This window comes from Barnesiella viscericola DSM 18177, from assembly GCF_000512915.1.
In the GTDB taxonomy this organism is placed as follows: domain Bacteria; phylum Bacteroidota; class Bacteroidia; order Bacteroidales; family Barnesiellaceae; genus Barnesiella; species Barnesiella viscericola.
The window spans coordinates 471,346-485,649 of the sequence record NZ_CP007034.1 but is presented as its reverse complement, the minus strand read 5'-3'; the positions used below and the strand labels follow the sequence as shown (position 1 = coordinate 485,649).

10 protein-coding genes and 1 tRNA gene are annotated in these 14,304 nt (G+C 52.2%); 7 read left to right on the top strand and 4 right to left on the bottom strand.

All coding sequences use genetic code 11. The annotated features are described in order from the left end of the window. Window positions 1–294: 294 nt before the first annotated feature. A complete protein-coding gene (locus BARVI_RS02025; protein WP_025277626.1) occupies window positions 295–1,347 on the top strand; it encodes a GNAT family N-acetyltransferase in 1,053 nt (350 codons plus the stop codon). Between the two features lie 90 nt (window positions 1,348–1,437). Here BARVI_RS02025 and BARVI_RS12855 read toward each other — a convergent pair whose 3' ends face one another. After that, window positions 1,438–2,076 carry a porin family protein gene (locus BARVI_RS12855; protein WP_025277625.1) on the bottom strand — a complete coding sequence of 213 codons (639 nt, stop codon included), beginning with the start codon at window positions 2,074–2,076 and terminating at the stop codon, window positions 1,438–1,440. 108 nt (window positions 2,077–2,184) lie between these two features. Here BARVI_RS12855 and BARVI_RS13555 point away from each other — a divergent pair, with 108 nt between their 5' ends. The 4 genes from BARVI_RS13555 to BARVI_RS02005 all read left to right on the top strand — a co-directional run bounded on the left by BARVI_RS13555 (window position 2,185) and on the right by BARVI_RS02005 (window position 6,317). Further along, window positions 2,185–2,316, top strand: coding sequence for a hypothetical protein (locus BARVI_RS13555; protein ID WP_262483813.1), 132 nt, complete (start codon window positions 2,185–2,187; stop codon window positions 2,314–2,316). Window positions 2,317–2,483: 167 nt separating this feature from the next. Next, window positions 2,484–3,887, top strand: coding sequence for an MFS transporter (locus tag BARVI_RS02015; protein ID WP_025277624.1), 1,404 nt, complete (start codon window positions 2,484–2,486; stop codon window positions 3,885–3,887). Between the two features lie 164 nt (window positions 3,888–4,051). After that, a complete protein-coding gene (locus BARVI_RS02010; RefSeq protein WP_038534463.1) occupies window positions 4,052–5,035 on the top strand; it encodes a hypothetical protein in 984 nt (327 codons plus the stop codon). A gap of 4 nt (window positions 5,036–5,039) precedes the next feature. Beyond that, window positions 5,040–6,317, top strand: a complete 1,278-nt coding sequence (locus BARVI_RS02005; RefSeq protein ID WP_025277622.1) for an MBL fold metallo-hydrolase — start codon at window positions 5,040–5,042, stop codon at window positions 6,315–6,317. A gap of 87 nt (window positions 6,318–6,404) precedes the next feature. Here BARVI_RS02005 and BARVI_RS02000 read toward each other — a convergent pair. Next, window positions 6,405–6,491: transfer RNA gene (locus tag BARVI_RS02000), tRNA-Ser, on the bottom strand. Between the two features lie 89 nt (window positions 6,492–6,580). Further along, window positions 6,581–7,060: a CYTH domain-containing protein gene (locus BARVI_RS01995; RefSeq protein WP_025277621.1), complete on the bottom strand. Its 480-nt coding sequence runs from the start codon at window positions 7,058–7,060 to the stop codon at window positions 6,581–6,583. A gap of 215 nt (window positions 7,061–7,275) precedes the next feature. On the opposite strand from BARVI_RS01995, the gene BARVI_RS01990 reads away from it, so the two are divergent. Continuing rightward, window positions 7,276–9,822: a DUF5686 and carboxypeptidase-like regulatory domain-containing protein gene (locus BARVI_RS01990; RefSeq protein WP_025277620.1), complete on the top strand. Its 2,547-nt coding sequence runs from the start codon at window positions 7,276–7,278 to the stop codon at window positions 9,820–9,822. 383 nt (window positions 9,823–10,205) lie between these two features. Here the strand turns inward: BARVI_RS01990 and BARVI_RS01980 are convergent, their stop codons facing one another. Further along, window positions 10,206–12,290 carry a M3 family metallopeptidase gene (locus tag BARVI_RS01980; protein WP_025277618.1) on the bottom strand — a complete coding sequence of 695 codons (2,085 nt, stop codon included), beginning with the start codon at window positions 12,288–12,290 and terminating at the stop codon, window positions 10,206–10,208. Window positions 12,291–12,461: 171 nt separating this feature from the next. On the opposite strand from BARVI_RS01980, the gene BARVI_RS01975 reads away from it, so the two are divergent. Continuing rightward, complete coding sequence (locus BARVI_RS01975) at window positions 12,462–14,294, top strand: LTA synthase family protein (RefSeq protein ID WP_025277617.1); 1,833 nt, start codon at window positions 12,462–12,464, stop codon at window positions 14,292–14,294. Window positions 14,295–14,304: the final 10 nt, after the last annotated feature.

Here is a 14,304-nt window from a genome sequence, read left to right as displayed (position 1 = left end):
CGTATTCATTTGTATATAATGTAATTATATAGTTAATAGAAGCTATGCGAATATATGGCGTTTGTCTTTTGATAAACGCCATTCGTGAATAGAAGAGATTTTATCTTTGATATAGGTTTTATCTGTAATCGTCTTGAAATAAGGTATTTATGCTGTTTATGCATTCTATTATTAAACGAATACGATAAATAAGTTCTATATATATTTATTAACCAGCATATTACAAATAAATTTAAGTCGTTAAGAACATACCGTTGGGAAGCCTTGTTTTTACGGGTAAACGGAGGGAAAGTCATGGATATTCAGGAGAAGAAAAAGCAGATTAGGGAGTTGTGGCAACTCTGTTTTCATGATGACGAACGTTTTGTCAATCTGTTGTTCGACCGGCTGTACCGCGATGAGAATGCCCGTTGCTTCGAGGAGCGAGGTGTGGTGACCTCGGCCTTGCAGATGCTTCCCTATCGCATGACCTATGGCGAGTCGGTGCTGCCGGTGAGCTACATCTCGGGAGCCGCCACGCGTTCCGAGTATCGCAATCGGGGGTTGATGGGACGGCTGTTATGCGAGTCGTTCGAGGTGATGCGGTCGCGGGCTATACCGTTATCGGCCTTGATTCCGGCCGAGCCCTGGTTGTACGACTACTACGCCACGAAGGGATATGCGCCGGTCTTCTTCCGGGGGGAGTGCGACTATACGGCAGCCCATCGGTTTGTCACCACCGGCTATCACCGGGTATCCCCCTCGATGGACGAACTCTATCGCTTTTTCGACGGTCTGTTGCGGCAGCGCCCCTGCTGTCTGCTGCACGAGCGGAACGACTTTGAGGTGATTTGTGGCGACAATCGCCTCGATGGGGGCGAGGTGGTAGCGATGGCCGACGAGGCCGGCGAGTTGTCGGCTCTGGCTTTTGCTGTACCAGACGACGATCGCACGCGGGTCAAAGAGCTTTTGGCCGTAGATGGTGCTGCTCGTGAGGCCGCTTTGCACGAGGTCGGGCAACTCTTCCCCGGCGTGCCGATTACGGTCGTGACGCCGCCCGACGAGTCGGGCGGGCTTTTGCAGCGCATGGGTATGATGCGCATTGTCGATGTGCCGTTGCTCCTGTCGGTGGTGGCGCAGAATTACCCGTCGTGGCAAGCGGTGGTGCGGGTGACCGACCCGCTGTTGCCCGGGAATGAAGGTACTTATCGGATAGGTGATGGGGCGTGCCGTCGGGTTGAAAGCGCCCAATGCGACCTTGATGTCGATGTGGCCGAGTTGGCTCTTGTGCTGTTTGGCGATTCGCATCTGTCGTCGTTGCTCGATCTCCCGGCCGTGCGGCCTTACATGAGCTTGATGCTCGATTGACTTTCGCCGTGAGCCAAAGCGGGGAGGTAGCCTTTCCCGGGAGAGATAGGGCCCGGCAGAATTGGGTCCTTCCCGTACAGGGCAGAGTGGTTACAGATAGAGCCGATACCCCACGGAGATATTGATGTTGCGCCCCTCATAGCCGCTCTCGGCTCCCTGTATCGAGCGGGTAAGCCCCAGATTATAGCGGGCGTCGACAAATCCGCCGAAATCGAACTCATATCCCAAACCGAAGACGACCCCGAACTCCGTTTTTGCCTGTTGCTGAAAATCGACAGCCTCTTGCCACGAGTCGGAGAGGGAGACCCCGATACCCAACTGGGGTCCTGCCTGAATGTTGAATCCGGCAATCGGATAGTACTTGACCAATAGCGGAATTTCGATGTAGTGAATGCGGCACGAATATCCCTTTTGCGACGCGTTGCCGTCGTAGTTGAGATAGAGGTTGTCGTCTTTATAGCCGTGTGTAGCATAGAGCAACTCGGCCTGCATGTCAAAATAGCGGCTGAGCTGGTAGGCCACGACGATACCCGCTTGTCCGCCAGTAATGAATCCGGCTTTGTCGTTGAGAATGTTTTTGGGGTATCTCACCGTCGACCAGTTGATACCCGCTTTTCCGCCCACGCTCCATTGTGCCCGAATCGAGGTAACGACCAGCCACAGCAACAGCAGAGCGAGGATACATTTGCGACAAAAGTTCAGGGGAATATCGGGGTATGGTATTTTCATGGCACCGTTTCGTCTTGACATTTGAAACAAATATAACCAGTTTCTTTGGTTTTGTAAAATTATTTTTCCTTCTTTGTACAAGTAACCTTCAACCTCTAATCTTTTAGTATGACTACGCTGGAATTTATTCTCCTCTATATCCTCATTCCGGGACTGTTGGGAGGCATCTTTGCCCCTATGGTGGTGAAGGGGTGCCAAAGGCTCTATGCCAAATGGAGCAACAGGCGTAAGCAGTCTTGAACGGAACCTGCTTCATTTCACGACCCGTACACTTTTGCTGTCATTGGAAATATAGGATTCGGTTTGGTATAGTTAAATCTGAAAACTACGGTTCCGTTTGTCTCTACCCTCGTCTTTTCGTATCTTTGCAGCCGATATGCGTGAGCATGGTTTAAGAAAAGTGTAAGATGAAAAAGGAAGTGGAAGAGGAAGAAAAGATTGTAGGCGATCTGAATTGGGACGGGTTGCACCGCCCCCGCATCTATTACGCCATGGCAACCACCTTTTGCGGGTTGTTCCTGTCGGTGCTCGATGGTACCATCTGTAACGTGGCCCTGCCCAGTATCGCCCAGCAACTGCATGTCTCGTCATCCGATTCCATTTGGATTGTCAACTCCTTCCAGCTGGTCATCATGATGACGCTGCTCCCCTTCTCGTCGATGGGCGAGCGGTGGGGTTACAAGCAGGTCTATCTGCGGGGAGTCGTGGTTTTCACCATCGGGTCGTTGCTGTGCTCCCTGTCGCCCAATTTGCCGTTGCTGGTCCTTTCGCGGGTATTCCAGGGATTCGGTGCCTCCATGATTATGAGTGTGAACACCTCGCTTATCAAGCTCATCTATCCCAAACGTCGGTTGGGCGAGGGGGTAGGGCTCAATGCCACGGTCGTGGCACTGGCTTCGGTGACCGGGCCTACCTTGGCCGCCGCCATTCTTTCGTTCGCATCATGGCCCTGGCTTTTTGCCATCAATATACCGGTAGGTATTGCCACCTTTATTCTGGGTCGCAAGTTCTTGCCCGACAATGCCGTGAAGGTGCTTGGCCGCCGTTTCAACTGGAAAGAGGCTCTGCTCAATGCCGCCACCTTCGGGCTCTTTATCGGCTGTGTCGAGGCCTACTCGCACGATGTGCCGGTGCGTTGGGTGTTGTGCGGAGTCGTTTTGCTGGCTGTTGTGGGTACTGTGTATGTGCGCATGCAGCTGCGCGAGCGTTACCCCATGCTCCCTTTCGACTTGTTGAAAATCCCCATCTTTTCGATGTCGGTTGCAACCAGCATACTCTCCTTCACGGCCCAGATGATCTGTATGATAGCCATGCCCTTCCTGCTGGTCAACACCTTTCATTACGATGCCGTAGGCACCGGACTGCTCATGACCTCGTGGCCGCTGGTAATCATATTTGTCGCCCCATTGGCCGGGGAGCTGATCGGGAAGATACACCCCGGAATTCTGGGCGGAGCCGGGTTGATGATTATGAGTATAGGCTGTTTCAGCCTCTCGTTCGTCCCGACCGATACATCGCATTTCGGACTCGTATGGCGGTTGATGCTGTGCGGTATGGGCTTCGGCTTTTTCCAGTCGCCCAACAACCACATGCTGCTCACCTCGGCACCCCCGCAACGCACCGGCAGTGCCAGCGGCATGCTTGCCACCGCCCGCCTCACGGGACAGACTGTCGGGGCCGCATTGGTTGCCTTGCTGTTCCATATCTACGGCGATACCGCTCCGCACGACGCCATGCTCCTGGCCGGAATCCTCACCCTGTGCGGAGCCCTCTCTTCAATCCTTCGTCTGCGCGTGAGTTTGCCGAAGTAAGACGACCGAATGCGCCATGCGATCGAATCATAATCGGGTGCTGTTTTTTTGAGGGCTTGTTTGGTTAAGTTTTTTTTGAGGTGTGCTACAACTTTGCACAGGGAAAGGCTATCTTTGTTCCCGAAGACGAGGGGACGATTGAGTCTGCTGCTAAAAGTAACACTATGAAAGGACGCTCCATGTATTATGATCGCACGATGAATCCAACGTTAGCCCATAGCTTGATGGTGCAATATCATTGGCTTGTTGATTATGTAAGGGATCATGAAGATCTTGATTTCCAAACAGGGAATGACCCTAACAAAAACCGTTCGTGGTTCTCGGTGTATCGGGGAACAGGACGCTTGTTGACCATTGAGTGCATGAATAACAGGTTGAGGATCGTTGTCGATGACACTTACAAAAAGATAGCTCCCTCTTTTTTTGACAGGCCGGTTGACGAGGATTCGTTTACTCGTTATGTAACGGCTGTTTCCCGCAGTGCGGTTTTGGGTAAATACTACATGAATGAGCGGGGCGAGAAGAAAGAAGGCTATTTCCAGACTTTGGTAGGACGGCGTTATACAATCGGGTTAAAACCCGATGACGATTTTGTCGTTTTTGACAAGGAGTTTGTATTGGGTTTTGCTTCTGCACAAGAGCGGATAGATTGGAATCGGACGATTGTGGAGGAGCAGAATAGGCGTATTGCTGCTTTACGTGAATCCTATACGGGTAATCTTCCGCGTGAAATAGGAGGTACTTATGGCGAAGTGGATCTTTTGGGGGTGAATAAAGATGGTGATCTCGTGGTTGTGGAGATTAAGCAGGGGGCCTCGGCCAGGACTGCTCTTGCTCCTGTGCAGTTGGGTTTCTATTTCAGGCAGTTGGGAAAAGTGCTCCAAGAGCAGGCCGATTTGTTTTATGGCACCGTGAAGAAGATGATCGAACAGAAGGTGAAATTGGGTCTTATCGATTGGCCCGCAGGGAGAGTGATACCGAGTGGGTTGTCTGGCCAGATTCAATGCCTTTTGGTGGTAGGAGACGACCGGTTTTCACCCACAATAATCGAGCGATACAGGGCTGTGAAAGAGCAGTTGCTCCCCGATATGAAGGCTTGTACTTGTACCGTAGATGGGACTCTCGTCCGATCGATATTGGAAAAATGAGGAGATGAAGGTAATTGTCCATCGGGGTGCAAGTCAGATTGGCGGTTGTATTACCGAAATAGCAACCGACGGTTGCAAGATAATCATAGACTTGGGTACTAATCTTCCCGGGAGTATGGGTGATGATTGGCAACATTGGGACCTCTCTCCGTCGCAAGTGGAGTCGTTGACGGCAGATATCGATGCGATATTTTATACTCACTATCATAGCGATCATGTGGGATTGTTACACGAAGTCCCTGCCCATGTACCGCAGTATATCGGTTCGGGAGCCAAAGCGGTATTGCTTGATAAATGGGACTACCTCCATCGTCCCGATGTGGTGAAAATCATAGAAGGGATCTCTACCTATACCGCCGCTCATCGTATCGATGTGGGAGGGAAGGGGAAAATTTTTGTCACACCGTACTGGGTGAGTCACTCGGCTTTCGATGCCTATATGCTTAAAATCGAGTGTGAAGACAAGGTTCTCTTGCATACCGGTGATTTTCGTCGTCATGGCTATTTGGGCAAAGGTTTGCTCCCTATGTTGAAAAAGCGGGTGGGGCCGATAGACCTGTTGATTGTCGAGGGAACCCTGTTGGGGCGTGTGGCCGAGACGGTAGTGAATGAACGCGAGATACAACAAAATACGATTCGCATGCTTCGGGACCATAAGTATGTCTTTGCACTCTGTTCGTCTACCGATATGGAGCGGCTTGCCTCGTTTCATGCGGCTTGCCGGGCTGTGGGGCGGGTATTTTGTGTCGATAAATATCAACGACAAATACTCGATACGTTTACGGCTCATGCAGGCGATAAGTTGTCGAGTAGGCTTTTCGAGTTTAGTGATGCCTTTTTGCTGGTCAATTTCGCAACTCGTCGTGTGCGGGAGAGATTGCAGCGTCAGGGATTTCTCATGCCCGTGCGTCCCAGTCACCGGGCTCTTATACAAGCCATGCTTCATCTCTATGACGATGAACCGGCGTGGCTTATTTATTCGTTGTGGCAGGGATATGCCGAGATTGGGAAAGATTATAGCAACGAGGCTGTGATTTCGCTGCGATCGATGTTTGGCTCCTGTGTCAAGGAGGGTACCCGCGATGGTTTTCACACAAGTGGGCATGCCGACATCGATACGTTGCAACAAGTTTGTACCACGTTGGCTCCCCGACTGGGTATTATCCCCATTCACAAGGAGAGTACTACCCGTTTCCCCGAGATTAAGGGTTGCCGCATTTTTACCGAAACCTGTCAGACGATAAGCTTGAAAGAAGAGAATCTTACCATCTTGTTGCAGTGAGAAAAAAGACGTAGCGTAAAAATGAGTAGCAAATAAAACTAAAAACAAACAGAGCCAATCGCGATGGCTGATTGGCTCTGTTTGTTGCGGAAAGAGAGGGATTCGAACCCTCGGTACCCGTAAGGGTACAACGGTTTTCGAGACCGTCCCGATCGACCACTCCGGCATCTTTCCAAGGGTCTTTCGTTTTTGACGGGGGCAAAGGTATGGAAAAGATTCGACACGCAGTTATTTTAATTGTAAAAAAAAGCTAAATGCCGGAATTATTCTTTTTCGACCCAGTCACGATAGGGGGTCTTGGCCAGGTTGGAGTTATAGTAACGAGAGTCTCCGGTAACTTCGCGACCGATGAAGGGGGGGAGGGCTATGCTTTCCGATTCGGATTGCAACTCGACTTCGGCCACGACCAGCCCTTCGTTGTCGCCCATAAATTCGTCTACCTCCCAGGTGTGCCCGGCGTAGGGATAGAGGTATCGCTTTTTCTCGATGAGGCCCGATTGGCATAGCCCGTCGAGCATGGCGGCGGCGTCGGCCACGGGAATGGGGTATTCATATTCCTGTCGGCTGCACCCCGTGGTGGTGCCTTTGACCGTGATAAAAGCCTGGCCTCCGGCGATGCGTATGCGCACGGTTGCGGCTGGATTAGTCGACAGGTATCCCTGCTTGTAGTAGGTGCAACGGGTTGCTCCCGTTCGGTACGACCGGTCGGTTACCCGGTATTTGCGTTCGATTTCCAGATTCATGATTTAACAAATGTAAACAGAGGGGCGAATATAGTACAATTATTTGGTTTAAGAAATGGAATAAAATCGAGACCATTATTAAACATTGTTAAACCCGTGAACTGTTGGGAATAAAAGCCCGGCGGGCGGGACTTTTTTTGTACTTTTGTGACCGAGAAAAATTCGAGCGACTCGAATGAAAGTACCGGTTACTTTGTACAGTTTTTGAGACTTTTATGGCAAAAAAGATATATGTGGCGCTGACTCTTTGCCTGTTGTGCATAGGTCTGCCTGTTTCGGTTATGGCACAAAAGGCAACTGTGGTGAAGGGGATTGTGCGGGATTCTATTACTCATGAACCTATCTCCTATGCTTCGGTTTTTTTCGTGGGCAGTGACAAAGGCGTCATGACTGATGATGAGGGTCGGTTTGCTGTTTCCGTGCGGGATAACTTCCTGAACGTACGCATCTCCACATTGGGCTACCGCGAGAAGACGGTCTTTGTGAAAAAGGGGGCCGAGAATAACCTGGAAATCGATTTGGTGCCTTCGGACTATACCTTGCAGGAGGTGGTGGTGAAGCCCAAGAAAGAGAAGTACAGCAAGAAGAATAACCCGGCGGTGGAGTTTGTCAAGAAGCTGATCGATCGGCGCGACGTGGGAAATCCCAAACATCACGACTTTTTCAATTACGAGAAATACGAGAAGATGACTTTTGCCCTCAACGACTTTTCGGAGGAGCAGAAGAAAAAGTGGCTGTTCAAGAAATTCCAGTTTATCTTCGACTATGTCGACACGTCGGAGGTCTCGGGCAAGCCTATCCTCACCGTTTCGATCAAGGAGAAGATTGCCGAGAACTATTATCGCCGCAGTCCCGAGACCGAGAAGTCGATTGTGACCGGTATCAAGCGGGCCGGCATCGACGAGATTTTCAACGAGGAGAGCGTGCAGATGTTGTGCGACGACTTGTTCCGTGAAATCGATATTTTCGGGAACGACATCACGCTGTTGAACAACCGCTTTGTGAGCCCCTTGTCCAACATCGGTACCTCGTTTTACAAATATTATCTGCTCGACACGATTGCCGTCGACGGGGTGAAATGCATCGATCTGGGTTTTGTACCGTTCAATTCCGAGTCGTTCGGTTTTACGGGGCATATTTATGTGCCCGAGGGTGATTCGACCTATTTCATCAAGAAGGTCAAGTTGAATGTGCCTCGCGACATCAACCTCAACTATGTCGAGAACATGTATCTCGAACAGGATTACAAGAAACTGGACGACGGTACCCGTATCAAGACGAAGGACGATGCCATCATCGAGTTCAAGGTGATGCCTGCTACGCAGGGGTTGTATGCCCGGCGTATGACCACTTACGACAAATTCTCGTTCACGCCGCCCGATGATCTGTCGGTCTACGATTTCGAGGGGCGCGAGCGGGTCGAGATCGATGCGCAGGCCAAGCCCGAGGAGTTCTGGATTGACAACCGCCATGTGCCGGTGAAGAAGAAGGAGGGCGCTGTCGACAAACTGTTGGCCCGGCTACGTGAGGTACCGGCCTTCTACTATACCGAGAAATTTATCGGGATACTTATAGGCGGTTATGTCGAAACCAGCAAGGATAGTAAATTCGATTTCGGCCCCATGAACACCACCATCAGTGCCAACGAGGTGGAGGGAGCCCGTTTCAGGGTGGGTGGTGTCACTACTGCGCAACTCAATCCGCACTGGTTTGCCCGGGGATATGTGGCCTACGGTACGAAAGACGAGAAGATAAAATATTCGGGCGAGGTCGAATACTCCTTCAACAAGAAGAAATTCCACGCCCGGGAGTTCCCGATTCATTCGATTAAGCTGAACCATACCTACGACATCGACCAGTTGGGACAGCAGTACATGTACACCAACAAGGATAACGTATTCCTTTCGTTGAAGCGCAAATCGGACAACAAGGCGACCTATCTGCGCAAAACCGAACTCTCCTATTTGCAGGAGCGCAAGGGCGGTTTCTCGTTCGGGTTGGGTATTCGCAACGAGATTCAGCAGATGGCGACCGACCGTATTGCCTTTATCGACGGGTATGGCAAGGAGATGAAGGATTACATGCAGACCTACTTCGACGTGAAGTTGCGCTTTGCTCCCAACGAGAAGTTCTACCAGACCCGCAGCAACCGTTATCCCATCAACCTCGATGCGCCGGTGCTCACCCTCTCGCACAGCTTTGCCTTCAAAGATGTGCTGGGCAGCCGTTACTCCTACAACCGCACCGAGTTTGGCATTCAGAAACGCTTCTGGTTCTCGGCCTTCGGTTATTTCGACGGTATTGTCAAGGCTGGCAAGGTGTGGGACAAGGTGCCTTTCCCCATGCTGATACTCCCCAACGCCAACCTCTCGTACACGATTCAGCCCGAATCGTATGCGTTGATGAATGCGCTTGAATTTATCAATGACCAGTATGTGTCGTGGGACTTTACCTACAACGCCAACGGAGCCTTGTTCAACCGCATTCCGCTGCTCAAATACATGAAGCTGCGCGAGGTCTTCTCGTTCCGTGGACTCTATGGTTCGCTCAGCAAGAAGAACAACCCGCTCTACAATCAAGACCTCTTCGTCTTCCCCAAAGGCAGTACCGAGATGGACAAAATGCCCTACATGGAGTGCGGTGTAGGTCTCGACAACATCTTCACCATCTTGCGGGTCGATTATGTGTGGCGGTTGACCTACCGCGACAATCCCAACGTGAGCAAGAGCGGTGTGCGCATCTCGTTGCACTTCTCGTTCTAACCAATGGTCGTTCCGGCTGGTAGACAGGATTCCGATATATTCAAACCGATAACGACAGGGCCGCTTTGCTCCGTGCAAGGCGGCCCTTGTTGTTTATTCTTATGTTCTTTCTTCTGTCTGTCGGCTGTATCGACCCGCATTCTCGTTAGGTTGGAGGGGCGAATGTCTCCCTGCATTTGATGAGGGGTACAGACCGGGTGGTCAAGGGCGGTTTTCCCCCTTGGATATTCCAGGTGCGTATTGTGATACAGCAGGGGACGGCGATGGCGGGAGTGAAGAAGAGAGGCCTCGTGGGAGGGGGCGTAGAAAGATCTCCATAAGCTCAAAAAAGAACGGAGCCCACACCAAGTGCCGACTCCGTTTCCTATGGGAGAATCAAATGCTTATTTGATAATACCGTCGCGGCGCATCAGGGCCTCGATGGTAGGCTCGCTGCCTTTGAAGCGTTTGTAGAGTGTCATGGGATTCTCGGTACCGCCGCGTTTCAAGATGTTGTCGCGGAACGAAGCAGCCGTGGCCGGGTCGAAGATTCCGTGAGCCTTGAACACGGCGAAGGCATCGGCGTCGAGCACCTCGGCCCATTTGTAACCGTAGTATCCGGCTGCATAACCACCCGAGAAGATGTGTCCGAACTGAGGCGCGGTGAGGGTACCCTCTACGTCGGGCAATACCAGGGTTTTGGCAACGGCCTGTTTCTCGAAGGATACGGCATCGTCGACGGGAGCGGTGATGGTGTGGTAGGCCATATCGAGGAAGCCGAAGGTGAGCTGGCGCACACACAGGTAAGCAGCCAGGTATTGGCTCGATTCCTTAATCTTCTCTACCAGCTCGACAGGCATCTTTTCGCCGGTCTTGTAATGTACGGCAAAGCTGTCGAGGAACTCTTTCTCGGAGAGGAAATTCTCGTTGAATTGCGAGGGCAGTTCGACGAAATCGCGATATACGTTGGTACCCGAGAGGGTCGAGTAGGTTACGTCGGAGAGCAAGCCGTGCAGTGCGTGGCCGAACTCATGCAGGAAAGTCTCTACCTCGTCGTAGGTGAGCAGCGCCGGAGCATCGGCCGTGGGGCGTGAGAAGTTCATCACGATCGTTACCTGCGGGCGGCTGTCGGTTCCGTCCTCCTCTTTCCATTGGCCTTTGAATTCGGTCATCCAGGCGCCGGCCCGTTTGGTTTCGCGGGGGAAGAAGTCGGTATAGATAACACCCACGTAGTTCCCGTCGTTGTCGGTTACCTCAAAGGCCTCGACCTCGGGGTGATATACGGGGATTTTGGGATTCTTCGTAAAGTGCAGACCGTAGAGGCGGGTAGCCAGGCCGAACACCCCTTTGATGGTGTTGTTCACCTCGAAGTAGGGACGCAGCATCTCGTCGTTGAGGTCGTATTTGATGTGTTTCAGTTGCTCGGAGTAGTAGCTGAAATCCCAGGGCATGAGCGTCATGTCCTTCCCCTCTTTACCGATGGCGAAGCCTTCGATCTCCTTGACCTCCTGCAAGGCAGCCGGTTTGTAGGCGTCGAGCAGTTGGTTCAGCAGGTTGTACACGTTGGCGCTGTTGCCGGCCATGGTCGTTTGCAGGTTGTACTCGGCAAAGGTGGGTTTACCGAAGAGCTTGGCAATTTCGAGACGAACCTCGGCGATACGTTTCAAGATGGGAATGTTGTTGTATTCGCCCGACTGGTTGCGCGTGTTGTAGGCGCGATAGAGTTTCTCGCGCAGGTCGCGGCGCGACGAGTATTTCATGAAGGCGCTGTAACTGGGGTACGAGAGGTTGACCATGTAACCCTCTTTCCCTTTGCTCTTGGCCAGGGCGGCAGCGGCGTCGCGCACGCTTTGGGGCAGACCGTCCAATTCGTCCTCGGTCAGCATCATCGAGAAGAGGTTGGTATCCTTCAAGACATTTTGCCCGAAGTTGAGAGTGAGCTGGCTCAACTCCGACGAGAGGGCTCTGTATTTCTCGCGGTCGGCACCTTGCAGTTCGGCACCGCTCAGGGCAAACGACTCGTAGGTCTCTTTGAGCAGCGTCTGTTGCTCGGGGGTGAGGTCGAGTTGGTCGCGGTGGTCATACACGTACTTGATGCGCTCGAAGAGCTTCTCGTTCAAACTGATGTTGTTGCTGTGTTCCGACAGCATGGGTTGTACGCGTTGCGAGATTTCCATCATCTCGTCGTTACCCTCGGCACTCAGCACGGCAAAAAAGACGTTGGCCACACGGTTGAGCATGCGACCGCTGCGATCGAGCGCTTCGATGGTATTTTCAAACGTGGGGGTCGAACGTTGGTTCACAATAGCGTCGATCTCCTTTTGATTCTCTTCAATGGCTTTCTTGAAAGCCGGTTCGTAGTGCGACAGCTTTATCTTGTCGAACGGAACGGTTTGATGGGGCGTCTTGTAGGGCCCGAAAAAGGGATTAGCAGCTTGTGCCATGATTGCAAAAACAGTTAAGGCTGATACGAATAAAAATTTTTTCATTACTACTGTGTTAGGTGATACAATTGGTAACGGTAACAAAGTTCACGAATTATAATCATTCTAACTAATCTTCGACCCTTAATAAATATTAAACAATGGGTTTCAAGGTTCTGTTTTCGCCTCGGGGGGCATTTTTATATTACTTTTACAGTCCATAAATTTTAGCCGAATATGAAACGACGCCTCTATTTCCTGATAGGTATCTATTGCTGGTTTTTCATCATGTTTGTCGTGCAGAAGCCCCTTTTCATGCTCTATCATTGGGACCTCTACGGGGATACGCCACTGTCGCAGTGGCTGGCGGTGATGTGGCACGGGCGGGGACTCGACTTGTCGATGGCGGCCTATCTCACGGTATTGCCGGCTCTGTTCACCGCCGCGACGGCCTGTCTGCGGGGCACCTGGTGGAAGTCCGTGTTCCGCATCTATTTTGTGCTGATAGCCGTGGTCGTTTCGGCCATCACCCTGGGCGATGCCGTGCTGTACAGTTTCTGGGGATTCCGCATCGATGCCACGCCGCTTTTCTATCTGGCTTCGCCGGCCGATGCCGTGGCCAGTATTCCGGTCTGGCAGACGGCGGTGATTCTGTTGCTCATCGTGGTCTATGCACTGCTGCTCGTGTGGCCCTTGTGGTGCTGGTCGGGGTGGATTCCGCAATGGGAAAAACCGCGCAGGCCCTGGCTCTCGCTGGTTGCACTGTTGCTGCTTACGGCGACCCTGTTTATCCCCATACGGGGCGGGTTCACGGTCTCGACCATGAATGTGGGCAAAGCCTATTTCAGTGACCGCATGGAGTTGAATCATGCCGCCATCAACCCGGTGTTCAGCCTGATGTCGTCGCTTGCCAAGTCGGAGGACTTTTCGTCGCAATATCGCTTTTTCGATGATGCCGAGGCCGATGCCCTTTTCGAGCCGTTGCAGGGTGGGGGACCCTCGGTCTTCCCTACCGACTCGGCCCAATGGGTAAAGCCCGGAGCCAACCTGTTGCTGGTGGTGCTCGAAAGTTTCTCGGGAGCCACCATGGAGAGTCTGGGCGGCCTCTCGGGGGTGATGCCCCGGCTCGAACAGATAGCGTCGGAGGGTATTCTCTTTACCCACTGTTATGCCAACAGTTTCAGGACCGACCGGGGGCTCACTTCGATTTTGAGTGGCTATCCGGCGCAGCCCACGGCCTCGATTATGAAATATCCCTCCAAGTCGCAGTCGCTCCCGGCCATATCGAAATCGCTGCGGCAGCAGGGCTACGATACCCAGTTTATCTATGGCGGTGATGCCGATTTTACCAACATGCGCTCCTACTTTATATCAATGGGTATGAACCGCATCGTGTGCGACAGTGATTTCCCGTTGAGCGAGCGGTTGAGCAAATGGGGAGTTCCCGACCACGTGACCTTCGACGAGGTGTATCGCCTCGTCAAGGAGCAGCCCGAGGGGAAGCCCTTTATGAAGATGTTTCTCACGCTCAGTAGCCACGAGCCGTTCGATGTCCCCATGCAGCGGTTCGAAGACAAGTACCTGAATTCGGTAGCCTATACCGACAGCTGTCTGGGCAACTTTGTGGACCGGCTCAAACAGCTCCCCGTGTGGGACAACCTGCTGGTGGTATTCGTGGCCGACCACGCCTTCCGTTACCCCTATAACGTGCAGAATCACGATATCGAGTATCACCATATTCCCTTGGTGTGGACGGGTGGAGCCGTGCGTGCGCCGCGGGTAGTCGATGATTACATGTCGCAGACCGATTTGGCCGCCACGCTTCTGGCTCAGCTGCATGTGCCTTACGACGATTTCACATTCAGCAAGAATGTGGCCGATACGACTCGTACCCGATTTGCCTACTATACTTTCCCCGACGGTTTCGGTTACATCGACCGCGACGGGGCTGCCGTCTACGATTGTGCCGCACAGTCGGTACTCATCGAGCGGAACGACAGCAACGAGGTGCGGTTGAAGCGTGGAAAGGCCTATTTGCAAAAACTCTATGACGACCTGGCGTCGCGATAACCTATAAACC